The sequence below is a fragment of the Streptomyces sp. NPDC051315 genome (assembly GCF_044455165.1).
GTDB lineage: Bacteria > Actinomycetota > Actinomycetes > Streptomycetales > Streptomycetaceae > Streptomyces.
In genome coordinates, this window is record NZ_JBITEN010000020.1 from 1 (window position 1) to 22,991 (window position 22,991).

Annotated in this window: 19 protein-coding genes and 3 pseudogenes; 12 read left to right on the plus strand and 10 right to left on the minus strand. The window is 70.9% G+C overall.

The features are described 5' to 3' along the window. Positions 1 to 84: 84 nt before the first annotated feature. The 3 genes from ACIBBD_RS30945 (at position 85) to ACIBBD_RS30955 (ending at position 3,175) form a co-directional block, all read left to right on the plus strand. On the plus strand, positions 85 to 903 hold the full coding sequence (locus tag ACIBBD_RS30945; protein ID WP_399422870.1) for an ABC transporter permease: 819 nt from the start codon (positions 85 to 87) through the stop codon (positions 901 to 903). Positions 904 to 1,110: 207 nt separating this feature from the next. Beyond that, the gene (locus tag ACIBBD_RS30950) at positions 1,111 to 2,478 is read left to right on the plus strand and encodes a hypothetical protein (protein WP_399422871.1); all 1,368 of its coding nucleotides are present in this window, start codon (positions 1,111 to 1,113) and stop codon (positions 2,476 to 2,478) included. A 139-nt stretch (positions 2,479 to 2,617) separates the two neighbouring features. Beyond that, positions 2,618 to 3,175: a hypothetical protein gene (locus tag ACIBBD_RS30955; RefSeq protein ID WP_399422872.1), complete on the plus strand. Its 558-nt coding sequence runs from the start codon at positions 2,618 to 2,620 to the stop codon at positions 3,173 to 3,175. Between the two features lie 182 nt (positions 3,176 to 3,357). Here ACIBBD_RS30955 and ACIBBD_RS30960 read toward each other — a convergent pair whose 3' ends face one another. Together ACIBBD_RS30960 and ACIBBD_RS30965 are read right to left on the minus strand one after the other, a co-directional pair. Beyond that, on the minus strand, positions 3,358 to 4,818 hold the full coding sequence (locus tag ACIBBD_RS30960) for a protein kinase (protein ID WP_399422873.1): 1,461 nt from the start codon (positions 4,816 to 4,818) through the stop codon (positions 3,358 to 3,360). Between the two features lie 311 nt (positions 4,819 to 5,129). Continuing rightward, entirely contained in the window at positions 5,130 to 5,264 is a 135-nt protein-coding gene (locus ACIBBD_RS30965; protein ID WP_399422874.1) for a hypothetical protein, read from the minus strand. 153 nt (positions 5,265 to 5,417) lie between these two features. Here ACIBBD_RS30965 and ACIBBD_RS30970 point away from each other — a divergent pair, with 153 nt between their 5' ends. Together ACIBBD_RS30970 and ACIBBD_RS30975 are read left to right on the plus strand one after the other, a co-directional pair. Continuing rightward, positions 5,418 to 6,383 (plus strand): YihY/virulence factor BrkB family protein, encoded by a 966-nt coding sequence (locus ACIBBD_RS30970; RefSeq protein WP_399422875.1) that lies wholly within the window; start codon positions 5,418 to 5,420, stop codon positions 6,381 to 6,383. Between the two features lie 578 nt (positions 6,384 to 6,961). Then, positions 6,962 to 8,170, plus strand: a complete 1,209-nt coding sequence (locus ACIBBD_RS30975; protein WP_399422876.1) for a phosphatidylserine/phosphatidylglycerophosphate/cardiolipin synthase family protein — start codon at positions 6,962 to 6,964, stop codon at positions 8,168 to 8,170. 200 nt (positions 8,171 to 8,370) lie between these two features. Here ACIBBD_RS30975 and ACIBBD_RS30980 read toward each other — a convergent pair whose 3' ends face one another. Continuing rightward, on the minus strand, positions 8,371 to 8,574 hold the full coding sequence (locus ACIBBD_RS30980; RefSeq protein ID WP_086766595.1) for a cold-shock protein: 204 nt from the start codon (positions 8,572 to 8,574) through the stop codon (positions 8,371 to 8,373). 637 nt (positions 8,575 to 9,211) lie between these two features. On the opposite strand from ACIBBD_RS30980, the gene ACIBBD_RS30985 reads away from it, so the two are divergent. Continuing rightward, complete coding sequence (locus tag ACIBBD_RS30985; protein ID WP_399422877.1) at positions 9,212 to 9,901, plus strand: esterase/lipase family protein; 690 nt, start codon at positions 9,212 to 9,214, stop codon at positions 9,899 to 9,901. Between the two features lie 60 nt (positions 9,902 to 9,961). On the opposite strand, the gene ACIBBD_RS30990 is transcribed toward ACIBBD_RS30985, so the two are convergent. The 3 genes from ACIBBD_RS30990 to ACIBBD_RS31000 form a co-directional block, all read right to left on the minus strand. Then, positions 9,962 to 10,294: a putative quinol monooxygenase gene (locus ACIBBD_RS30990; protein ID WP_399422878.1), complete on the minus strand. Its 333-nt coding sequence runs from the start codon at positions 10,292 to 10,294 to the stop codon at positions 9,962 to 9,964. Between the two features lie 340 nt (positions 10,295 to 10,634). Beyond that, a complete protein-coding gene (locus tag ACIBBD_RS30995; RefSeq protein WP_399422879.1) occupies positions 10,635 to 12,140 on the minus strand; it encodes a cation acetate symporter in 1,506 nt (501 codons plus the stop codon). Beyond that, entirely contained in the window at positions 12,137 to 12,508 is a 372-nt protein-coding gene (locus ACIBBD_RS31000; protein ID WP_399422880.1) for a DUF485 domain-containing protein, read from the minus strand. The genes ACIBBD_RS30995 and ACIBBD_RS31000 overlap by 4 nt, the downstream gene beginning before the upstream one ends. Positions 12,509 to 12,917: 409 nt before the next feature. Between ACIBBD_RS31000 and ACIBBD_RS31005 the strand changes: the two genes are divergently transcribed. From ACIBBD_RS31005 to ACIBBD_RS31015, 3 genes and pseudogenes are all read left to right on the plus strand, one after another. Then, positions 12,918 to 13,925, plus strand: coding sequence for an NADP-dependent oxidoreductase (locus ACIBBD_RS31005; protein WP_399422881.1), 1,008 nt, complete (start codon positions 12,918 to 12,920; stop codon positions 13,923 to 13,925). Continuing rightward, a complete protein-coding gene (locus ACIBBD_RS31010; RefSeq protein WP_399422882.1) occupies positions 13,922 to 14,725 on the plus strand; it encodes an SDR family NAD(P)-dependent oxidoreductase in 804 nt (267 codons plus the stop codon). Before ACIBBD_RS31005 ends, ACIBBD_RS31010 begins: the two co-directional genes overlap by 4 nt. Before the next feature lie 195 nt (positions 14,726 to 14,920). After that, positions 14,921 to 15,090: pseudogene (locus ACIBBD_RS31015) on the plus strand (DUF4440 domain-containing protein); the annotation flags it as partial. A 379-nt stretch (positions 15,091 to 15,469) separates the two neighbouring features. On the opposite strand, the gene ACIBBD_RS31020 reads toward ACIBBD_RS31015, so the two are convergent. The 4 genes and pseudogenes from ACIBBD_RS31020 to ACIBBD_RS31035 all read right to left on the minus strand — a co-directional run bounded on the left by ACIBBD_RS31020 (position 15,470) and on the right by ACIBBD_RS31035 (position 19,959). Beyond that, complete coding sequence (locus tag ACIBBD_RS31020) at positions 15,470 to 16,081, minus strand: hypothetical protein (RefSeq protein WP_399422883.1); 612 nt, start codon at positions 16,079 to 16,081, stop codon at positions 15,470 to 15,472. A gap of 73 nt (positions 16,082 to 16,154) precedes the next feature. Then, complete coding sequence (locus ACIBBD_RS31025) at positions 16,155 to 17,798, minus strand: NucA/NucB deoxyribonuclease domain-containing protein (RefSeq protein ID WP_399422884.1); 1,644 nt, start codon at positions 17,796 to 17,798, stop codon at positions 16,155 to 16,157. A 624-nt stretch (positions 17,799 to 18,422) separates the two neighbouring features. Further along, positions 18,423 to 18,967: pseudogene (locus ACIBBD_RS31030) on the minus strand (AAA family ATPase). 428 nt (positions 18,968 to 19,395) lie between these two features. Beyond that, positions 19,396 to 19,959, minus strand: a complete 564-nt coding sequence (locus tag ACIBBD_RS31035) for a TetR/AcrR family transcriptional regulator (protein ID WP_399422885.1) — start codon at positions 19,957 to 19,959, stop codon at positions 19,396 to 19,398. Positions 19,960 to 20,072: 113 nt separating this feature from the next. Between ACIBBD_RS31035 and ACIBBD_RS31040 the strand changes: the two genes are divergently transcribed. The 3 genes and pseudogenes from ACIBBD_RS31040 (at position 20,073) to ACIBBD_RS31050 (ending at position 22,762) form a co-directional block, all read left to right on the plus strand. After that, entirely contained in the window at positions 20,073 to 20,759 is a 687-nt protein-coding gene (locus tag ACIBBD_RS31040) for an SDR family oxidoreductase (protein ID WP_399422886.1), read from the plus strand. 437 nt (positions 20,760 to 21,196) lie between these two features. Beyond that, positions 21,197 to 21,656 (plus strand): annotated as a pseudogene (locus tag ACIBBD_RS31045) (alpha/beta fold hydrolase); the annotation flags it as partial. Positions 21,657 to 21,889: 233 nt separating this feature from the next. Next, complete coding sequence (locus tag ACIBBD_RS31050) at positions 21,890 to 22,762, plus strand: alpha/beta fold hydrolase (protein ID WP_399422887.1); 873 nt, start codon at positions 21,890 to 21,892, stop codon at positions 22,760 to 22,762. Positions 22,763 to 22,991: the final 229 nt, after the last annotated feature.

Genomic DNA, 22,991 nt, shown 5'->3' on the forward strand with positions numbered 1-22,991 from the left:
CGTGCACACCCCCGACCTCGACGACGTCTTCTTCGCCCTGACCGGCCCCGCCAACGTCCCCCACCAGCCCAAGGAGAACGTCCGATGAGCACCCCCCTGGCTCCCGCCCGCCCGGCCCGGCTCTCCCTCGCCGTACGCGACTCGTCCACGATGCTGCGCCGCAACCTGCTGCACGCCCGGCGCTACCCGTCCCTCACCCTGAACCTGCTGCTCACGCCGATCATGCTGCTACTGCTCTTCGTCTACATCTTCGGCGACGTGATGAGCGCCGGCATCGGGGACGGAGGCACCGGCCGGTCCGCGTACCTCGCGTATCTCGTCCCGGGCATCCTGATGCTGACCATCGGCGGCACCACGATCGGCAGCGCGGTGTCCGTCGCCATGGATATGACCGAGGGCATCATCGCCCGCTTCCGTACGATGGCGATCCACCGCGGGTCGGTACTCATCGGGCACGTCGTCGGCAGTGTGCTGCAGTGCGTGATGAGCGTGGTCCTCGTCGGGGCCGTCGCGGTGGCGATCGGGTTCCGGACCACGGATGCCACCCTCCCGGAGTGCATGCTGGCGGTCGGGCTGCTGGCGCTCGTCTCCCTGGCGCTCACCTGGATCGCGGTCGGCATGGGCCTGTCCAGCCCGAACGCCGAGGCCGCCAGTAACAACGCCCTGCCACTGATGGTCCTGCCACTCCTGTCCAGCGCCTTCGTCCCCGTCGACGCGATGCCGGGCTGGTTCCGGCCGATCGCCGAGTACCAGCCGTTCACCCCGGCCATCGAAACCCTGCGCGGACTGCTGCTCGGCACCGAGATCGGCCACAACGGATGGCTCGCCGTCGCCTGGAGCCTCGGCCTCGCGGTGCTCGGCTACCGCTGGTCCACCTCGCTGTTCAACCGCGACCCGAAGTAGGGCCGGCACCTCGTCCTCCTCCAGGGCGGCGTACTCCGACATCGTGTCGGCGTACGCCGCCCCGTCGGCGTTCCAGTACCTCGCGCACCCGCCCACCCCACTGCGTCCGCCTGCCGCACCACGCCACGTTCCTGCCGGCCCAGAGCCACCCTTCGGGCGGTCATTCGGCCGACGGGAATGTCAGTGGGCCTCCCTATGCTCCCCGCCATGAACGTCGATGATCTTCAGTGGCAGGCGCGGACGTACGGGGGCATCACACCCCGGACGGCGGACCTCCTCCTCGGCCTCGGGCACCTGGATCTCGTGGAGCAGGCCGCGGGCGAGCGGGGTGAGTGGTTCTGCGCGCTGGCGGCGGTGCGCGAACTGTGTGCGGCGGGGAACCACGAGAGGGCGTGGGCCGTGATCCAGCCGTTCGCCGCAACCGGCTGGAAGCCCGCGGTCACAGAGGCCGCCGAAGTCCGCTTCCGGACGGGGCGGGTCGACGAGGCACTGGCCCTGGTCCGCCCGGACGAGCCGGTGAAGGAGGGCCGCCAGTGGCGGGACTACGCCCTGCTGCTCGCCCGAGCCGGGCGGTTGGACGACGCGATCGAGGTCCTCGCTCCCCACCTCGAGGACTGGTGGCTGCAGTCGACCCTGGTGGAGATGACCGAGGGGCGGGATCGGGACGAACGTGTCCTGGAGCTGTTGGCCCCCTGGGCGGAGGGAGCCCGACGGGCCAGGGCGGAAGGCGAGTGGTGCCATCCCGGCGAGCAGGCCCTGACTCTCCAGGCCCGGGTCCTCGAGCGTGCCGGGCGCGTCGACGAGGCGGTCCGCAGGCTCGGGGCGGACGTGACCTCGTGCCGGTACCTGGTGCAGAACACCGTCGAGTTCTACGCGGAGTTGCTGGCGCGTCACGGTCGCATCGATGAGCTGCGCGAGCTGGCCACCGGCGACCACGCGACCGCCGCCCTGAAGCCGTATGTGAAGGCGCTGGAGGACCGGGGCCGGGCGCAGGAGGCCGAGATCATTCTGCGGGAGATCATCCACGCCACCGACCATCCCCACCACCGCAGTACCCTCGTGGACCTGCTGGCCCGACAGGGCCGGATCGACGACGCCGTCGAGGTCGGACGGCCCACCTTCGAGTACTACGACTGCGGCAATCACCTGGAATGGGTGCTGCACCTGCTGGTCGAGGACGGGCGACCGGAGCAGGCTCTGAGACTCCTGGACGAGCGCAGCGCACAGTACGTCAAGGAGCACGCGTACTCGGTCAACTCCAAGCGGCTGTGGCTGCTGGCGGCGGCCGGACGCCACGAGGAGGCCATCGCGGAGGCCATGGCGCTGTCGCCGGAGGAGTGCTGGGACAGGGACGGGACGATCGCGCGGCTGCTGGAGAAGGTCGGCCGCGTGGACGAGGCCCTCGCCCTGCTCCGATCGTCCGCCGGGTCACAAGCGCCACAAGAGCTGGCGAACCTCCTCATCAGACAAGGCCGGCCCGCTGAGGCCATCGCAGGCCTCCCCTCCCTGTCGGCCCAGCGGAAGCGGCAGGAGATCCGCGACCGGCTCCACGCCGACTCCGACCCGTTCGCCTGACCACCGACCCCGTCAGGCGATGACTGCGAAGGGCACACGTGACTGAGCATCTCAGGTGAACGCGGGGCTCCAGCGCGCTGCACCGGGTAATTCACGGGCAGTGCTCCCAGCGCCCGGCCTATCCTGTCCGCTGCCGTCCATGCCGGGATGGCCCGGCAGGAGGGGCGGCGAAGTGCCGGACGTGTACAAGATCATGCTGGATGCCGAGCTGAGCAAGGCGTTCGACGTGTGGTCCGGCTACTTGAACGCCCACACCGGCGAGGATCCTCAGGTCCGGGCCCGCCTGCGCTCCATGCTGGAGTCGGCCCGCGCGGCAGACGCCGGGGGCGATCCCGCGTCCGCACGCGCCCTGGTGGCGGACATGTACGCCGACGCCCGAGAAGCCGGCCTTCCCTGCGCTCCCTTGGAACCCGGCCCCCACGAGGCGGACCGGCAGGCGCGCGACTACGCCAAGGACGAACTGCGGCAGGTTCTTCCTGTGTCCCTGCGCGAGGATCTCGACAGCATCGCGATCTACCTGAGCGTCACGGGCCGCCGTCTCCGGACCGCCCCGGGCCTCGACGCCGCCACCCGCCAGGACATCCTCTACATCACCGCCCGGGCCGGGATGGCCCTCGATCTCGCCCACCCGACAGCAGCGCGACACGAACTCGAACGCCTCGAGGCAATCGCGCGACGCTGGGGCGTGGAGCCCTGAGACCGGGTGACAGACCATGAGCCGGCCGGGCGGGGCGCCAGGTACACATCCCGCTGGTGCAGGGCATGGCGCCCATCCGCTCGCGGGGGGGCGTCCGGCGCCGACGCGGGCGGGCTGGATCCACGGCGACAGGGGCTGCGACCACGCCGTCTGCCGCCGCTGGTCACGCACGCGCAGGCTGGTCAGTCCTTGCTCGTCCGTGCCTTCTCCCGAGGCTTCGCGGCCTTGCTGGATTTCCCGGGCTGTTCGCTGGGGGTCTGTGCCCCGGTCTCGGCACGCGTTGCCTTGTCGGACACCTCCGTGACCCGACTGTCCGGTGTGCCGGCCGCGGTGGAAGGCGACGGTGCGGCGGTGGTGCCCTGTGTGCCGGTGCCGGCGACCGGCTCCCGGCTCGGGGCGGCGGAGGCCGAACCGGATCCTTGACCGAGACCGGGGTCATCCGGATCGGGGGCTCGGAGCTGTTCGGCGGAGGCATCGCGGGGCGAGGGCGTCGGAGCCGCAGGTCCTGCCCCGTTCCTGGGAGCGGACGTGCCTGGGGAGACGGCTTCCGCGGAGGGGCCGCTGGCGGCCCGTGTCGCTTTGTCACCGCTTCCTTGGTACGAGGAGCCGTCGGAGACGGCGAGAGCGGCGGCCATGACAGCGGCGAGCGCGGCGGCTCCACCGGCTACCAGGACGCGTCCCCGCGCGGGCGCGTCCTTCGTCGTGCTCACGCCCGCGGGGTGCGACGGACGCGGATGCGTGACGTCGGCCCGCGCCGGCGCCTGCCTGGGAACCATGCTCGTGACGTCAGCCGGGGACGGAACGGACTCGGGATCGGTCGTGCCGCTCAGGGCGGTCAGTGTCCGGGCGCAGTCGTGTGCCGGTGGGCGGTCCCGCGCCTCCAAAGCCGTCATGTCCCGCAGCAGGGCCGCGAGGTCTTCCGGCAGGAAGCCGGGCAGTTCGGGCCGACGGTGAAGTCGCGCGATCGCGGCCTCCAGGGGACCACCGTCGTATTCGAGTCTGCCCGTGACGCATTCGAGGAGCACCAGCCCAAGGGCGTAGACATCGGCCGGCGGGCCGACGGACTGGCCGAGCACCTGCTCGGGGGACAGGTAGGCGGCTGTGCCGATGAGTTCGCCGGTAGCGGTGCGGGTGGTGGCGTCGAGCAGCAGGGAGATACCGAAATCGGTCAGGTGGGGGTGGCCGGACGCGTCCAGGATGATGTTCGAGGGCTTCACGTCACGGTGAACGATCCCTTCCTCGTGCGCGTGGGACAGAGCCCGGGCGAGGTCGGCACCGAGCGCGGCGGTTTCGCCGGGGGCCAGGGGGCCTGCGGCGATGCGCTCCTTCAGCGTGAGGCCTTCGATCAGCTGCATGACCATGTAGGCGTGGCCGCGGTGCCGTCCGGCGTCGTAGACCGTGACCAGGCCGGGATGTTGCAACCGGGCCAGGATCACCGCCTCGTTGTGGAAGCGTTCCTCCATGTCGAGGTCGGCCCCGGCGCGGAAGATCTTGACTGCCACCGGTCGTTTCAGGCGTAGGTCGAATCCGCGGTGGACGTCACCGGCGCCACCCGAGCCGATGACCGCGTCCAGGCGATACCGCCCCGCCAGCACTTCCGCGGACCACCGGGACAGTGCCGAAGCCGACTGGCGGAGCCTCATGTCATCTCCCACTACTTCAACGATTGCTGCGTGCAGGCGCCTTTCCGAGGGGGCGCTGGACACGCGTACCCCTGAGAGCCCGGAGTACCCCTGTCACGGTTCTTGTCGGTCGCCGAGGCGCGGAGAGCGGCCGAACCGCGCGGGCCGAGGCCTGATCGCCGAGCAGCGCCGCTGGTCCGCCCGGCGTACGCGCCTCACCGCCGCCGACCGCGCCGCAGTCGACGCTGCCACCGCCGAGTGCGTCCAACTCCTGGCCCAGGTGCGAGGTGACGGGCGACCGAGGCGGAGCCGATCCCGCGCAGCAAACACCATCACATCGCCGTCAGGCAGGGCATCCCGCTCGCAGCGTCGCTGACCGGCGGCAGCGCAACGACGTCACCCAGTTCCTGCCCCCGCTCGACGATCCCGTCCGTGGCCGGCGTCGTCGGCCGACCACGCCGGCTCATTCACCCACTCCTCCGTCCCACCGCACCAGCCGGCCGGCAGTCACCCTGGACCCACCGGACGGCCGACCCCGCGGTCGTCCGGCTGTACGGTTCTCCCGGCGGCAAGGGCGCGTTCCTCATCCGGCCGCGCGAACTACAGGAGGAGACGTCTCCATGGGGACCGTTGTGCACGTCCCGCAGACGCGGGACATGATCGGGGACGAGCTGTCCGGGGACGAGGCGCTCACCGCGCTGAGGCACTACGGAGGCCGCCGACTGTTCCTCGACGCGTTCGCCCGGTTCCGCTACGCCGACGGTTTCACCAACTCCCGTTCGCTCGCATTCCAAGTGGTCCTCGGGCTGGTGCCGTTCACCATCGCGCTGGTCGGTGTGGCCACCACCGTGCACACGGAGAGCGTGGGGCGGATCATCGAACTCACCCTGGGCCAGATCGTGCCGGGCGCCAGTGCGAGTCTGATCGAGGACGCTCTGGACGCCACGGCGCGCAGCGCCGGTTCCGGAGTCTGGAACGCCGTCGCCATGTGGCTGGGTCTCGCCTTCGCCATACTCAACCTTGCCTCGGCGATGGGACAGGTCGAGCGAGGCGCCAACCGCATCTACGGCATCGAGCGCGACCGGCCGTTCCTGGCCAAGTACGGGCGGTCCCTGCTCCTCGCCCTCGCAGCGGGCATGCCGATGGTCCTGGGGTTCCTCGTGCTCGTCGCGGGGGATGCCGTCGGAAACGCGGTCGTGCAGGCCCTCGGCTGGCCCCGAGAGCGGCTCGACTGGTGGAGGCCCCTGGAAGTGCCACTGGGCGTGGTACTCGCTTGGGTCGCGTCGGCGGTGATCTTCCGCTGGGCTCCGCGCAGGGACCAGCCGGGCTACACCTGGCTCGCGTTCGGCTCGGCGGTCCACCTGGTCCTGTGGGTCACGGCCACGTGGCTGCTGGCGCTCTACGTGGCCAAGAGCGGATCGTTCGGCGCGGTGTACGGACCGCTGACGGCGTTCGTCGCCCTGCTGCTGTGGGCCAACCTGACCGGTGTGGCGCTGTTCCTGGGCATCGCGTTCGCCGCTCAGCTCGAAGCGGCCCGAGCCGGCATCACCGAGGCCGTGCAGCCGGATCCAGGACCGGGGCCGTGACAACGGCCCGTGACAACGTGTTGTGGGCCGAAGTGGGCTGACGTGGGCCTGTGGGCCGACCTGCGCGGCGTGGGCTGACGTGGGCGGCGCGGGCCCACCTGCGCGGCGTGGGCTGCCGCGCGTATCCCATGTCATCGCTCCGCGAAAGGGGCGCGTCTCGGAGGCCGACGCCGGCAAAACCCGCGCCGCCTCCGGCCGGTGGCGCCACCCCGCACCCCTGCGCCGTGCCCGCCCCGGCCTCTCCCCCGCCGACATCCCCCGGCCTGTCGTCGCCCCCGCCTGTCGCGGCCGCGCTGACGGCGGCGCGGCCGACGCGAACCCAGCTGATCACGCCCCGATTCGCCGCAGCGTCCGCCCTGCCCCGCCCCTCCGGCCACAACACCTCAGGCGCTCGGCCGACGTGCCGTGCACGAAGCCGTTCCTCTTCGTCTCCGGTGTGGACGAAGCCCCTCCCCTTCCGATCCGCTCGGTTCGGGCAGACCGCCTGGTGTGACGCGGTACAGGCCGGGCATGTGGTTGTTCGGACGCGTCCAGCAGCCCGTGACGTTCTGTCTTCATGGTTCAGTGGGGGATTCGGCGTGATACTCGACGGCATACCGGTACCCCCTGCCCGCGGCACCGCGCCCGACGCAGAAGCGCGCAAGCAGCGGCTACGCCGTCGGCTGGAGCGCCTGCTCGGCGTGGCCGCCACCGAAGGAAACGATCTCGTGCCCCTGCGCAACGGTGATGAGATCTTCCCCGCGATGCTCGGGGCGATCCGTTCGGCTCGGCACACCATCGACATGATGACGTTCGTGTACTGGCGGGGCCGGATCGCTCACGACTTCGCCGTCACTCTGGCCGACCGCGCCCGCGCGGGGGTGCGCGTGCGCCTGCTGCTCGACGGCTTCGGCGCCAAGCAGATCGAGGGGCGACTGCTGGACCTCATGAGCACCGCGGGCGTCCAGGTGGCCTGGTTCCGCAAACCCGTGTGGCTGTCGCCGTTCAAACAGAATCACCGCTGTCACCGCAAGGCCCTCATCGTCGACGAGCACACCGCCTTCACCGGCGGCGTGGGGATCGCGGAGGAGTGGTGCGGGGATGCCCGCAACCCAGCCGAGTGGCGAGACACCCACGTCCAGGTGCGCGGTCCGGCCGTGGACGGCATCGCGGCCGCGTTCGCGCAGAACTGGGCGGAGTGCCACGACGAACTCTTCGACGACCGTGACCGCTTCACGGAACACCCGCGCGCCGGCTCGTCGGTGGTGCAGGTCGTTCGCGGTTCCGCGAGCATCGGCTGGCAGGACATGCAAACCCTCATCCGGGTCATGCTCAGCTCCGCCGAGGAACGCTTCCGGCTGGCAACCGCCTACTTCGCCCCAGACCGCTACTTCATCGACCTGCTCTGCGCGACCGCTCGTCGCGGCGTGCTCGTCGAGATTCTGTTGCCCGGCCCTCACACTGACCAGCGTGCCTGTCAGCTCGCCGGTCAACACCACTACACGCGTCTGTTGCAGGCCGGGGTGCGCATCCGTCAGTACCAGCCGACCATGATGCACGCCAAGATCATCACCGTGGACTCGGTTGCCTCTCTCATCGGATCCACCAATTTCAACCGCCGGTCCATGCACCACGACGAAGAGGTCATGCTCGCCGTCCTGGACGAGGAGTTCACGGCCTCGCTCGACCGCGACTACGAGGCCGACCTCGAGCGCAGCCTGGACATCGACCCCGCTCGATGGACACGACGGGCCACGCTGCGACGCGCCAAGGAAGCCGCGGTCATCCCGATCCGGCGCTTCCTGTGAGCCGACCGGCAACCCGGGCACACAGGCGAACGCAGGCGCCGCGAGGGCTCATACGCCCGGGTGGTAACGACGTCACCCAGGATGGAGCGTGTTGCCCGGGGTGCGAGTGGGGTTGGGCGGTCACAGGGCCGTCGTGACGTTCGCCCCCGGAAGGCCCGGCGTGCCGTGGTCGGCAGCAGGGCCTTGTTGCAGCGGCGGGGTCAAACGGGGCGGATGTTCTCCGCCTGGGGGCCTTTCTGGCCCTGGGTGACGTCGAACTCGACCTTCTGGCCCTCCTGCAGCTCGCGGTACCCCTGTGCGGCGATGTTGGAGTAGTGGGCGAAGACGTCGGGGCCGCCGCCCTCCTGTTCGATGAAGCCGAATCCCTTCTCGCTGTTGAACCACTTGACAGTGCCCTTGGCCATGGCTGTCTCCTTCGTGGGGGGGGAACGGGCCCGCGCGCTGCGCACCCGGAGGTGATCGCTCTGGTCCGGAGAGGCGCTGGAAAAGCAAGAACGCCCGTGATGGCGATCACGGGCGAACGGCACTTCGGAACCACGACTGCTTGATCACGACGCTACACCCGTGCGGTGGCAGTCGCTACCGCGACAGTGCGCCGTCAGTCGACCGATCCCTCCCAGATCCGGGTACACGCCCTGTCGTCGGCGCACGGTTGCCGGCCCTGCACAGGGCCGAACGGATGAAAGGCACGTCGTGGCGGCGACACTCGCTTCCCCCGGGACCACGCCGACGAGCAGACAGCCCGACAGTCACACGATCAACGACTTCCGTTGGATCCTTTTGCAGCCTCCGCGCTGGGGGCGGCCACCGCGCGAGAAAACCGGCGCACGCCTCTTGACCACTGATACCTACCGGTCAGTACGCTCACATCACCCCTCAACGACTCCGGTGTCCCTTGCGGCTGCGGCGAACCGGCTCCTCGGCCGTGCCCCCACACACCCGCGGCCACGGCCTCCCGCAACCCGGGAGACGCCCCACGCACTCCCCCGCCCAGGCGCGCCGTCGAGCGCGTTTCCGAACCGCACCCCGTGAGGCCCCCTCGTGAAGAGATCTCTGGTGGCCGCGGCCACCGCCACGGCCGGCGCCCTTCTCGCCGTACAGGCATCAGGTCCCGCCGAAGCCTCGAGCAGCTCCACGTACCGCTCCACCAGCAATCCCGTCCTTTTCGTGCACGGCTACAGCGGTGACGGCAGCAACTGGAACACCATGGCCGACCGCTTCAGGACCGACGGCTGGCCGTCCTCCCACATGGACCAGTGGACCTATGACTGGCGTCAGTCGAACGCCACGACCGCCCAGCAGCTTTCCGCCGAGGTCGACCGTCTGCTCGCGGCGACCGGCGCCACCAAGGTCGACATCGTCAGCCATTCCATGGGCGGGCTGTCCTCGCGCTCCTACCTCAAGAACCTGGCAGGGGCCACGAAGGTCGACGCCTGGGTGTCGCTGGGAGGGCCGAACCACGGGACCGACACGGCCAACAGCTGCTTCGACACGTCCTGCACCGAGATGCGCATCGGCTCGAGTTTCCTCGCCGCGCTCAACTCCGGCGACGAGACACCGGGCTCGTCCCGCTACGCGACCTGGTGGTCGCCCTGCGACACGGTGATCAACCCCGACAGCTCCGTCCCCCTGTCCGGCGCGACCAACACCCAGACCGCCTGTCTCAGCCACACGGGCCTGCTCGCCGACGCGACGGTCTACGCCCAGACCCGGGACTTGATCAACCGATAAGGGCGGGCGCGGCCTGTTGTTCCTGTCGGCTCGGAGGGTGGAACGCCGGGGCAGAGGAGGCTACTCCTGGCCGGGGACCGCCATTTCGCCCAGCAGCGACCAGTCGTTCTGCGGAACGCTCACGTTGACGATGCGCGGCGTCTCGGCCAGGTGGGGCGGCAGGGTCTGCTGCGCGGCCTCGAAGTGCGCGGACCGCACATGCGCGACGCCGGCCTCCTCGTCGCGGAAGGCCTCGAGCAGGACGTACTCCGTCGGGTCCTCCACACCTCGCGACCAGTCGAACCACAGGCAGCCGGGCTCGGCGCGCGTGGCCCGGGTGAAGTCGGCAGTGATCTCGGGCCAGCGGTCGGCGTGTTCGGGGCGGACTCGGAACTTGGCGGTGATGAAGATCATGGGGTTCCCTCGCTGGTGTCCGTGTGTTCTGTGCGCCACGCGCGGCGTGGATCGGCGCAGTGCCTCCACCCGCGTCCGGCAGGTGCCGCGTACGCGACGGGCAGGGTGGCAGACCGATCCGCGGAGGGCGCGGCTTCTCCTGCTCTCCGGCCGATCCGCTCAGGTGTGTCGCGGCAAAATCGTACGGCCTCGGCCTGACGTCGGCGGTCCGCCACGGTGGGCCGGGCAGGTGGTGCGGGCCTGCCCGACAGGGTGCTGACGGACACGGGACCCGGAACCTGGGACCTGGGCGGGCTGCGCCGCCGTCGGGGCCGCATGCGGAGCCCGCCGCGCCGCCGTGTCATTCGGCCCCGGCGAGCAGCCGTGCCTCGCTCTCCTCGTACTGCCGCCGGCTCTCCTGGCTCCCGGCGGCGCGGCGCCGGTGGTCGAGACGGCTGCCCAGCCAGCCCGCCAGGTAGCCGAACGGGATCGAGACCAGTCCGGTGGACTGCATGGGGAAGAGGTCGAAGTCGGCGTTCGGGAAGATGGCGGACGGGGTGCCCGAGACGGCCTTGGAGAAGACCATCAGCAGCAGCGCGCAGGCCGCGCCGCCGTAGAGGGAGGCGAGCAGACCGGTGCGCGTGAATCCTCGCCAGAACAGGGAGTAGGTGAGCGCGGGTGCCACCGCCGATGCCCCGACGCAGACGGCCAGGGTGGTCAGCACGCCGACGTCCCAGCCCTGGACCAGGGTGGAGAGCGCGATGGCCACGGTTCCCACGCCCACACTCGTCCACACCGCCACCGTCATCTCCGTACGCGGCTCCGCCTGTCCCCTGCGCGCCGCATGGGCGAACAGGTCGTGGGCGAGCGACGAGGCCGCCGCCAGGGTCATCCCCGCGACCGACGACAGCAGCGTGATGAACACCATGCCCGCCACGGCCGAGTAGAGGATCGTCACGCCCGCGGAGCCGGGGGCCCCGCCGAGCACCTGCGACAGCATGAGCACCGACGTCCTGCCCTGCGGGTCGGCCGCCGTGATGCGCTGCGATCCCACCAGCGCCGCCGCGCCCGTACCCATGACGATCACGAGCAGGCAGAACGTGGTGACCGTGCCGACCGCCCATGACATGGACCGCCGGACGGCCGGCACGTCCTGCGCGGAGTACAGGCGCATCGTGATGTGGGGCAGGCAGGCCACGCCGAGGACCACGGTGATCTGGAGGCCGATGAAGTCCAGCCGGTCGACGGCCGAGGTGCCCAGCTGCAGGCCCTGTTGGAGGAAGGCCGGGCCGGTACCGCTGCCGTGCTGGGCGGCCCTGAGCACCTTGCCGGGGCTCCAGTCGAAGCGGTTCAGTACCAGGGCCGCGACGACGGCGCTGGTGCCGAGCAGGATCACGATCTTGATCATCTGGATGAGGGCGGTGCCCCTCATGCCGCCGAGCGCCGCGTAGATGATCATCAGGCTGCCGACGATGATGACGCAAGCCGTCCTGGCGCCCGCCACGTGCGGGAGGTCCAGGATGAAGGTGAGCAGCGATCCGGCCCCGGAGAGCTGGACGACGAGGAAGGGCAGGGTCGCCGAAAGCGTGACCACGCAGGCGGCGATACGCACGGCCCGCCCCGGCATGTTGCGGGCCAGGACGTCCCCCATGGTGAACCTGCCGGCGTTCCGCAGGGGTTCGGCCAGCAGGAACATCAGCAGCACCAGCGACAGGGCGGTGCTGACCGCGAGGACATAGCCGTCGTATCCGGCGAGCGCGACGATGCCGGTGGTGCTCAGCACCGTCGCCGCGGAGATGTAGTCACCCGCGATGGCCAGGCCGTTCTTGAGGACGGTGCCCTGGGTCCCGGAGCTGAAGTCGTTCATCTCGGCGCCCCCGCGTTGCGGGCCGTGGTGGCCGCTCGTTCCCTGATGGCGCGGGCCAGCGGATCCACCGAACGTCGCGCGCTGCGGCCGTACCAGAAGACGGCGGCGAAGGTGACGCCGAGCTGGAGGATCCCCAGGGCCATGCCCAGGCTCAGCTCCCCCGCGACCTCGGCCCCCCCCATCAGGCCCGGCGCACCGCAGGACAGCACGACGTAGACCACGAAGGAGCCGAGTGCGGTGAGCGTGGACGCTCGGCGGAGCAGGCGGTAGGCCGAGCGGAGGGCGTCGAGATCGGTGCCGCGCTGATGCGGCTCCTGCGCGTACGGCTCGTGCCGCGAGGCTTGGCCGTACGCGTCGTGAGCAGGCACGCCGTACCCGTACGGCTCGTGCCGCGAGGCTTGGCCGTACGCGTCGTGAGCAGGCACGCCGTACCCGTACGCCTGGGAATCGGTGTGCGGCAGGGGCCATCCGGAAGGTGCTGTCGGCGGATACCGGTTCTCGTCGGGGTATGTCATCGCCTGGCCTTCCACTACGGCTCGGATCCGTGGAGGTATACGGGGGAAGTGGTTCGGGCGGCGCACCATACCGACTGGTTGGGATGCCTGTAAGTCCGCGGTGGGTCACGTTTCGGAGGCGATGCGGACGCGGTCCTTCGACCTCGGCTCGCCGGTCGGCCGGACCTCGCAGCGGGGACGCCGACGTGTGGCGAAGGTCATACAGCCGGGCATACCTACCGGTCGGTACCCTTCGGCGGAGCCGCGAACGACAGGAGGCGCCATGTCCGCGAACAACCGCCAGATCCGCCTGGCAGCCCGCCCCGTGGGCGAAGTCAAACCCGAGGACTGGGAGCACTCCTCGGTACCCGTGGACGAGCCGGGTCCGGGCCGGTTCGCGGGCCGGACGCGTGTCATCTCCCTGGACCCGGCGATGCGGGGCTGGCTGGACGACCGTCCCTCCTACCTGCCGCCGGTGGCCATCGGTGAGGTGATGCGCGCCGGATCGGTCATCGAGGTCACCGCGTCCGACCACCCCGGCTTCCAGCCGGGTGACCACGTGGTCGGCACGTTCGGCGTCCAGGAGTACGTGGTGTCCGACGGCCGAGGCGCCATGAAGATCGACACCTCCCTCGCCCCGCCCTCGACGTACCTGGGCGCGCTGGGCATGCCCGGCATGACCGCCTACTTCGGCCTGCTGGACGTCGGGGCGCTGAAGGACGGCGAGACCGTCGTGGTGTCGGGGGCGGCCGGAGCGGTGGGCACCATCGCGGGTCAGATCGCCAAGGCCAAGGGCTGCCGGGTCGTGGGCATCGCCGGAGGCCCGGAGAAGTGCGCGCTGCTCACCGAGGAACTGGGCTTCGACGCGGCGATCGACTACCGCGCCGAGGACGTCAGGAAGGCGCTGCGGCGACAGGCCCCCGACGGCATCGACGTCTACTTCGACAACGTGGGAGGAGACATCCTCGACGCCGCCCTGACCCGGCTGGCGATGCACGCGCGCGTCGTGGTCTGCGGTGCGATCAGTCAGTACAACAACGCCACACCGGTCAAGGGCCCCTCCAACTACCTCTCGCTGCTGGTGCGGCGCGCCCGCATGGAGGGCTTCGTCGTCTTCGACTACGCCAAGCGCTACGCGCAGGCCGCCCAGGAGATCTCCGCCTGGATCGGCGCCAGCCGCATCAAGGTCAAGGAACACGTGGTGAGGGGGAGCGTGGACGACTTCCCCGAGACGTTGCAGATGCTCTTCCGCGGCGAGAACGTCGGCAAGCTCGTCCTGGAGCTGGCGTGACCGCCGCCGAGAGCGGGGACGCCGCCCGTCCGGGACAGACGGACGGCGCCGCGCTGCGGGACAAGGTGGCGATCGTCACCGGCGGCGCCAGTGGACTGGGCCGGGCCACGGCACTGGCGCTGGGGAAGGCGGGGGCACGCGTGGTCGTCGCGGACCTCGACGCACGGGCCGGCCGCGAGGTGGCCGACCTGGTCGGCGGCCACTTCCGCGCCTGTGACGTCTCCGACCCCGACGCCAACCGTGCGCTGGTGGACTTCGCCCGGGAGCAGTGCGGCGGTGTCGACATCGCGGTGCTCAACGCCGGGGTGGCGACCGGATGCGGCGTCGGCGAGGACTTCGACCTGGTGCGCTACCGGCGCGCCATGGGCGCCAACCTCGACGGCGTGGTCTTCGGCACCCACGCGGTGCTGCCGGCGCTGCGGGCGCGCGGCGGGGGCTCGATCGTGGCGACCTCGTCCCTGGCGGGCCTGGCGGCGGTACCGCTGGATCCCCTGTACGCGGCCAACAAGCACGCGGTCGTAGGACTCGCACGGTCCCTGGGACCGGCTCTCGCGCCGGAGAACGTGCGCTTCAACGCCGTATGCCCCGGGTTCGCCGAGTCGCGGATCATCGAACCGCTGCGCGACATGCTCTCCAAGCAGGGCCTGCCGGTCATCCCGGCTCAGGTCGTGGCGGACACGGTACTGCGGATCATCACCGGGGACGGCACCGGCGAGTGCTGGTACATCCAGGCGGGCCGCGACCCCGAGCCGTTCCGCTTCCGCAACGTCCCCGGTCCGGGCAAGCCCGCCGCCGCCTGAGGGAAGAGCGTGGGCGTCCCGCCGGGACCCGAACCGTGCCCGGCCGGGTACGCCCACGCTCACCAGCGTTGCGCTGCTGGGTGGGGGTGGCTTCGTCGCATGGCCGTCGCCGCTTCCGGAGACGGGGTGGCAGTGGATGCGAGCGGTGGTCACACCCGCCCCTGTGGTGAGGGGCGTCGACTTCTTCGCGTCCGCCCCGCCGACGTCGTACGCCGCCAGTACGTCGCCTCGGCCACGGGCGACCTGGAAGCACTGCGCGCCACCCTCGCTCCCGACGTGGAGTGGACCGAGCGGACCCGGTTCCGCGCTCGCCGGCACGGACCCCTGACGGGGTCACCCGCGCCGCAAGCACCCTCGAACGCCTTGTGCACGGCCGGCTCGTCACGGAAGGCCGCCCGTACTCGTGCGGAGCGCGCGGCCCTCACTCGCAGCTGTCGCCGCCATCAGGGGGCCGACGTCCAGCCGCCTCGCGAGCGTCAGCCGGGTACCAGGGCTCAGCCTCGGAACAGTGCGCCTGCGCCGGGCACCGGGGCGTGGGCGCCGAGTGAGGACAGGGCCCCTCATCTCCCGTACGAGTGCCCCTGTGCCGTTCATCTCCCATACGAGTGCCCCCGTCCCGTCGAGTCGGACTGTGCCCTCGGGTTCAGGTCACGGTGCTGCCGTCACTCCGGAGGACCGAGGCCCCTCTGCCAGGTGGTCGGGCGAAGAAGGCCATGGGCGACCTCACGGACCAGGGCCTCCCGTTCACCGAGGAGCGGTGGGATACGGCTTGCCCGTCAGGCCGCCCAGCCAGGGCCCCTGGAGATGCTCGGAACGGAGTTCGGCCCCGGTGATCGCCTGGGCCGCCAGTAGCCCCAGCGCCCCCTCGCTCGGCGCGGCCGGTACCGGGTTCCGCGGCGTCGCGTGGTCGTCGGGGAAGCCGGCTCCCCGCAGCGCCCGGCGGGTCTCCTCACCGAAGTGGCCCCAACGGCGGTTGGTGAGGACCTCCATGCCGCCCACCCCCTGGCCGTGCTCCCGGAACAGCACCTGCACCTTGTTCGGATCGGACGTGACCGTGCAGGCCGGCGCCAGCGGAGTGGCCAGCGCTTCGAGGACGTCCGGATGCGTGCCGACCCACCCGGTCTGTGCCTCGCTCTCGACGACGATCGACCACTCGTCGTCCAGGTCGGCGGCCGCGAGCAGCACCGGCGGCCCTCCGAACGGAGACCGCTGGGCGAACGCCGCCAGCCCCTCCGGAAGCGGCGCGGGCTCCGTGACGCCCATGGCGCCGAGGCAGAAGGCGGGCGAGCGGGGCGCGAGCGTCACGGCCCAGCCCTCGCCCCACATGCTGGTCAGGTCGAGCGGTTGTGCGTGCATACGTTTGGTCTCCCTGGCACGGGGGCCGCCCCGCGGGGCTCCTGGAGCCCGCAGAACGGCCCCCGGCGTTCGGCTATTCGACGATCTCGACCCAGAACCGGTCGTTGCTGCCCTCCGGATACGGAAGGCTCGCGTCCCACGCCAGAATACGGTCCGCGTTGTAGTAGGCGATCAGCTTGCCGCCGGCGGAGGCGTTGTCGGTGATGGGCACCGCCTGTACGGAGAAGTCCCACTCCGCGCTGCCGGCGCCTTCCAACGTGGAGGCGAAGGGGTACTCGTCGCACTGCTGCGTCGAGGTGTCCGGCCGCGGGTCGAGACCGAGGCCCGTGTACTGCGCGGCGTAGGGGCCGGTGCCGTAGCAGGCGCCGTCCTTGTGGTCGCGGTTCTTCTGGTAGTCCTCGGCGTTCAGGGTCGAGTGGATGCGGTGCAGGCCGTAGTGCACCGGCTGTCCCCCGACGGCCTGGCCCGGGATGTCCTTGTCACGCTCCGCGTCCTCCGCGGCCGGCAGGCGCGGGTAGGTGTACTCCGGGCGCGTCTGGGCGCCCAGGATGTGCTGGGCCACCGCGGCTTCGGTACCGCTCAGGCTGTACGTCAGGATCGGCGTCGCGCCGGGGAACACGCACCCGTGGGAACGGTCGGCGCCGAACGGACCGGAGATGTACGTGGCCGAGTCGCAGCGGATCACCTGCACCGGGGAGGTGCCGGGCTCCTCCGTGCTGAAGTCGTCCGACTCGGTGAAGTACTCGACCTGCCAGAAGCTCGGCAGCACCTTGTCCCGGCCGTAGCCGGCGGTCGCCGAGTTGCTGATGTCCCAGTACGCCCAGCTCGGGTTGTTGTTCCAGTTGTCCCAGGTCAGGGTCGCTGGGCTGCGGGAGGCGCCGCAGTCGAGCTGGCCCGGGGCGCAGGTGCCGAACAGCGACAGGGGTACGCCGGGCGCGGTCCAGATGTTGTCCCACCAGCCCCAGTCGTACGACACGGAGCCCTGCTTGATCTGCGAGAACAGACGCATGCTGCGCTGGTCCTCGATCCCCTGGGCGACGATCTCCAGCGTGGCCGTCGTCGTGCCGAGGTGGTCCACGGGGTTGCCCGCCGCGTCCTTCTCCCAGTAGTCGGCCGTGATCGGCACGCGCTGACAGAACGTGAACCGGTCGTAGACGCGCCCGCCGTCGGAGGAGGCCGCGTCGGTCATGCACGTGTCGTACAGGGCCTGCGACGGCGTTTCACCGATCGTCGCACCCGTGGCCATCGTCGTGAAGCCGCCGTCCGCGGTCGTCGCGGTGGTCGTGGCCGGCGTCCGCGCACCCCGCTGCTGCCGCTGGTAGTCGTCCACCGTGCTCTTCATCGGCGCCGTCCTGCGCCGCACGTCCCGCTCCATGAACTCGGCCGCCTCGGCGAAGGTCATGGTCGTTGCGCCCTTGGACGGCTTCGCGGCCGGGCGTCGCTCCGTCTGGAACGGGATCACCGGCTCAGGCAGAGGCTTGCCGGACCGCTCGGCGGCCTTGCCGCGCTCGCGCAACTTCTTCAACTGCGCGGTGGAGATGCCTACTTCGAGTTTTACCGGCTTCAACGAGTGGGAGGAGTAGGCCGGCAGCGCGGACGACGCGCTGCCCGTCCCGTCCTGCTCGGCGGCGACGGCGAACTGCGGGCTGAGCAGGCTCAGACCGAGCGCGACGACCGCCGCACGGCGGGATATTCGGGCGAATCTGTGACGGTGCACTATGCCTCTCAGAGGTCAGTGGAGCCTCCGCCGCGGAACGCGGGGCGGAGTTGATCACAGAACCTAAAGATCATTTACGGAGGAGACAGTGGCGAGTGGTGGATCACCTGTGCACTCCCTGTGTCGATCTTGAACTCGACACAGGGCTGGGTCCCCGGCTCGATGTCTGGCTCGGTCTCCGGCCCGGTCCCTGACCCGGTATCTCCGGCGCGGTCCCTGGCCCGGTCTTCGGCCCGGTCCCTGGCCCGATCACCCGCGGCATCCAACGGCCCTCGGACGAAGTCGACCAGTGGCCCGATCACTGGCTCGGTCCCCGGCCCGGTCCCTGGCTCGATCAAGTCGCGCAGTACCGCTGCGTTGCGGCCACAGCATCACCGAACCCGCCACCGCCCACCGCGAAGTGCACCGCTCCGGCAGCCGGCACGGTCGTATCGGGCGCGGACGCACGCCTCATACACCTACGGCGAGCACAGGAGGCCGGCGACGCCCCCGTCCTGGACCTCGTGACGACCGGCACCGCGGGCGCCGCGGTTGCGGGTACGCCACCGACGCCGACACTCCGGTGTCCACGGCGACGTACGGCTGGTCCGCCGGCGGCCAGGAGTCCACCGCCGACCCGGGACGTCACCGATCCACAGCCGGGAGGCGGCCCAGGCCCGTGTCGAGCATGATCCGGTCGAGGGTCGCCGTGAGGGTACTGTCAGCACCGATGACGGCCTCGATGCCGCCGGCAGCAGATCACGCTCCCGATACCAGGCGCGCAACTCCTTCTCGCCGAACTGGCTCGCCTGCGGCTTGGTGGCGTGCCGGACGAGGGTCTCCTCGAACGGCACGTCCAGGTAGTAGGCGTGGGTCGGGCCGCGGTGGTCGGCATGCAGTCGGGCGAGCATGTCGCCGTAGTGGTCGGCGTACAGAATGCCCTCCACCACCACGTGGAACTCGTGGTCGAGGGCGTAGCGGACGGTCAGGTCGATCAGGCCGACGTTGGCGGCTCCCGGCCGGTCGCGTTCGCGCAGGACGACACGGCGCAGGTTGTCCTGCCCGACCAGCGCCAGGCCTCGGCCGAACCTCTCCCGCAAGCCGGCCGCGACAGACGACTTCCCGGAGGCGCTGTTGCCGCGCAGCACGACCAGCCGGGTCTCTTCGGTGCCCACCTTCACGGCGCGCAGGCTACCGGCCCGACCACTGTCGGAGCGAGGGCATCGACGCCCCGTGCCGCCCGCGCCCAGGCCCTGGACGACGCAGGGATCATGGGCTCCGGGCCCGTCTCGCCGAACGGGGCCGGACGGGCGGCGGACTCGGTGGCCCATGCCTCGCGGCGCGGGAAGAGAGCGCCCGGCATGACAGGGGCGGAGCCCGTGCGGTGAGTGGGCGGACCGCGTCCGTGACGCCTGGGAGGGCTGCGTTCCAGAGGAGGGGCAGCGCGCGTCCCGCTGAAGCCGGCAGGGAAGGGAAGGGCGCATCCGGTCGCGCCGCTGGGCCACTGTCCGCCGACACGCTGCGCGCCGCTTGGAAGACGGCCCGACGGGTGAAGGCGACCGGGCGCGGGGTCTGCGTATCCCGCGTGTGCGGCCGGGCGCGTGGATGGTCTGTCGGATCAGCCCTTCGCCGTCAGGGCTGCGCGTGCGGCGGTGAGAATCTCGTCCGAGAGCGGGGAGTCCTTGGTGGCGCGGGCCAGGACGAGGGCTCCGACCATGGCGCACAGCCGGATGACGCCGTCCTCGTCCTCGGTGGCGAGCGAGTCGGCGAAGGCGCGCACGCCCTCGGCGTAGACACGGTGGGCCTCGTCATGACCGTTTTTTTCCCGCGCCATGTCGGCGGCGAGCCCGGCGACGGGGCAACCGTCCGCCGCGTTGTCGCGGTGCTCGACGGAGAGGTAGCGGTCGATCAACTCACGCTGGGCGGCCTCGCGTTGGCCGGAATGCCGCTCCAGCCCGGCCTGGCGGAGCCGGGCGACTTCGCCGAAGGCGTGCGCGGTGGCCTCGTCGACGAGTGCCTCCTTGGAGGCGAACTGCTTGTAGAAGCCGCCGTGGGTCAGGCCGGCGGCCTTCATGAGGTCGGCGACGCTGACATGGGTGCCCTGCTCACGGAACAGCCGGGAGGCGGTCTCCACGACCCGCTTGCGGTTCTCGTGCGCCTGCGCCTGTGATACGCGACCCATGGGCCACCTCCCTGTTTGATGTCGGCCGTCATCTATTTTAGGCTCCAGTTTAGATTTCATCCGTAATCTAATGGGAGCCCGGTCCCCGGGCGACAGCAGTGCAGGGAGCAGACATGGAACTCAAGGACGCGGTCGCCGTGGTCACCGGTGCCAACCGGGGGCTCGGACGCCGACTGGCCACCCAGCTCCAGGAGCGCGGGGCCAAGGTCTACGCGGCGGCCCGCCGCCCCGAGAGCGTGGACCTGGCCGGCGTCACGCCCCTCCGCCTGGATGTGACCGACGAGGAGTCGATCCGGGCCGCGGCACTCATCGCCTCCGACGCGACACTGCTGGTGAACAACGCGGGGATCTCCACCGCCACCCCGTTGCTCGCCGGCGAGCTGGACGCGGTGCGCCTGGAGATGGAGACCAACTTCTTCGGGCCGCTCGCCGTGACCCGGGCATTCGCCCCGGTCATCGAGAGCAACGGCGGCGGCACCGTACTCAACGTCCTGTCCGTACTGTCCTGGCTGCATCCCGCCGGCCTCGGGGCGTACGCGGCAGCCAAGGCCGCCGCCTGGGCTCTGACCGACGCCGCCCGCGAGGAGCTGGCGCCCCGCGGCATCAGTGTCTCGGCACTGCACGTCGGATACATGGACACCGACATGGCCAGTTTCGTTCCGGCCGATCAGAAGATCGACCCCGCCGACGTCGCCGCCCAGGCGCTGAACGGCATAGAGCGGGGACTGCCCGAGATCCTCGCCGACGACGTCACCCGGCTCGTCAAGCAGGGCCTGGCCCTGGCGCCGAAGGTGGCGTGACCCACGCCGGTTTCCGGCGGCGTGGGCACCCTCGCCGTCCGGCCGGCGAAGCATCTGGGTGCGCGTCACGACCGCCGGCACGGCCGGCACCGATCTGTCCCGGTGCTGAGGCCTGCGGCTGACGCGATGTCGCGGACCCGGCCCGCAGCGCAGGCATGTGCCCATGCAGCGCATCCCGTCCGGCCGTCCGCCGGCCTGCCGAGCAGTACGCGCGGCAGGCCGGCGTCACCCTCGGCGGCGGAGACGTCAGGCCAGTCCGGACTGCTCGACCGTACCGGCTCCCCCCGCACGACGCTCCGGGAGGAACGATCCATGCCTCAGACACCCTCAGCCGACCGCGCCCACCGACTGGTGTCCTCATCGGCCGGCCGAACACACCTGGTGGAGCAGGGCAACGGGCCGCTGGTCCCGCTCGTGCACGGGTTCCCCAAGTCCTGTGGCTGGCGGGGTTCTACGCCGCCCTGTCCGCCGACACCATGCCCGCGCCCGGCGCCCCGGAACCGCACTTCGTCAGCCGTGGCGGCATGCTGCGCGACCGTTTCCCCGCCGGCCGGCTGCCGGCCTCGCTCAGCGAACATGACCTCGACGTCCACGCCGGGGAGTTCGAACGCACCGGCATGGCCGGCGCCCTGAACCGTTACCGGAACATGGACCGGGACTGGGAGGACCTGGCCGACTTCCACGGAGCCTCCCCTCATCCAGCCGTCGCTGTTCGTCGGCGGCGGTACGGATGCCTCCACCACCTGGCTCGCCCACGCCATCGCGGCGTACCCCACCACCCTGCCCCATCTCGTCGCCTCGCACGTCCTCGACGGCTGCGGCCACTTCATCCAGCAGGAACGCCCCGAGGACACCAACCGGATCCTCACCGACTGGCTCACGTCCCTCGCCCTCTGACGCGCGGCCCCGCGTACTGGCGGCCGCACGCCGGTCTGCCGGGCGTGGCTGCCGGCCAGTTGTGTTCACGACATCCACGGGGGCAGGAGCACGGGAACGCTGTGTCGATTGCGCAGTGGCCGACGGGAAGTGTCGGCCGGCGCGGCCTGCCGGCCCTGGTCCCCCTCCTGGCGGGACTGTCCGCGGCCTGCGGGTGCGGCGGGCAGGTGACAACGGGCCGGGAGGGTTCAGCTTTGTTCGAGAGCTTCGAGACCAGGCGGGTTCAGCTCGATGAGGCATCGATCTTCGTCCGCTACGGTGGCGAGGGCCCACCCGTGGTGCTGCTCCACGGTCACCCGAGGACATCCGCGACCTGGCACCGGGTGGCCCCGCTCCTTGTCCGGCGCGGCTTCACCGTCGTCTGTCCCGACCTCAGGGGGTACGGCCGCTCTCGCGGCCCGGTGGCCACGGAAGACCACGCGGGGTACTCCAAGCGGGCGGTCGCCGGTGACGTGGTGGCGGTGATGCGCTCTCTGGGCCACGACCGGTTCGCGCTTGCTGGACACGATCGCGGTGGAAGTGTCGCGTTGCGCCTCGCGCTCGATCACCCCGATGCGGTCTCGCGGGTGGCATTGATCGACTGCCTTCCCCTCACCGAGCACCTGTCCCGCATCACAGCCGAGTTCGCCACGCAGTGGTGGCACTGGTTCTTCTTCGCCCAGCCGGACATCCCCGAGCGGGTGATCAACGCCGATCCGGACAGCTGGTACCGCGGCGATCCACAGAGCATGGGCCAGGAGAACTACGACGAGTGGCGTCAGGCGACGAGGAATCCCGACGTGGTGCGCGCGATGCTGGAGGACTACCGCGCCGGCCTGACCATCGACAAGCAGCACGAACAGGAGGACCAGGCCGCCGGAACACGCATCCAGTGCCCCGCACTGATCCTGTGGTCACTCCGGGACGATTTGGAGGACCTGTACGGCGACCCCGTGAGGATCTGGCGTCGGTGGGCGGCAGCAGACGTACGCGGCCACGGCATCGACTCCGGCCACCACGTGGCCGAACAGGCTCCGCAAGCACTTGCTTCCTCCTTGGCGGACTTCTTCGCTGATGAGCCTCGGTGAAAGCCGCTACGACCAGGCCCGGAGGGCCGGCCCACCACGCTGAGGCACAAGCAGGCTGAGCGGCGCGCCGCCACGGCCGCGGCCGTCGCCGGCCGGTGGGCATCCCGGAGGATCAGGGGAGGCCGGGGGAGACCCCGCGGGGGCCGTGGCCCTCCGCCCGGCTCGGAGGGCCGCCCGCCGCCGTAGGTGCCGTGCCGTCTGTGCTCTGCCATCGGGGCCGAACGGCACA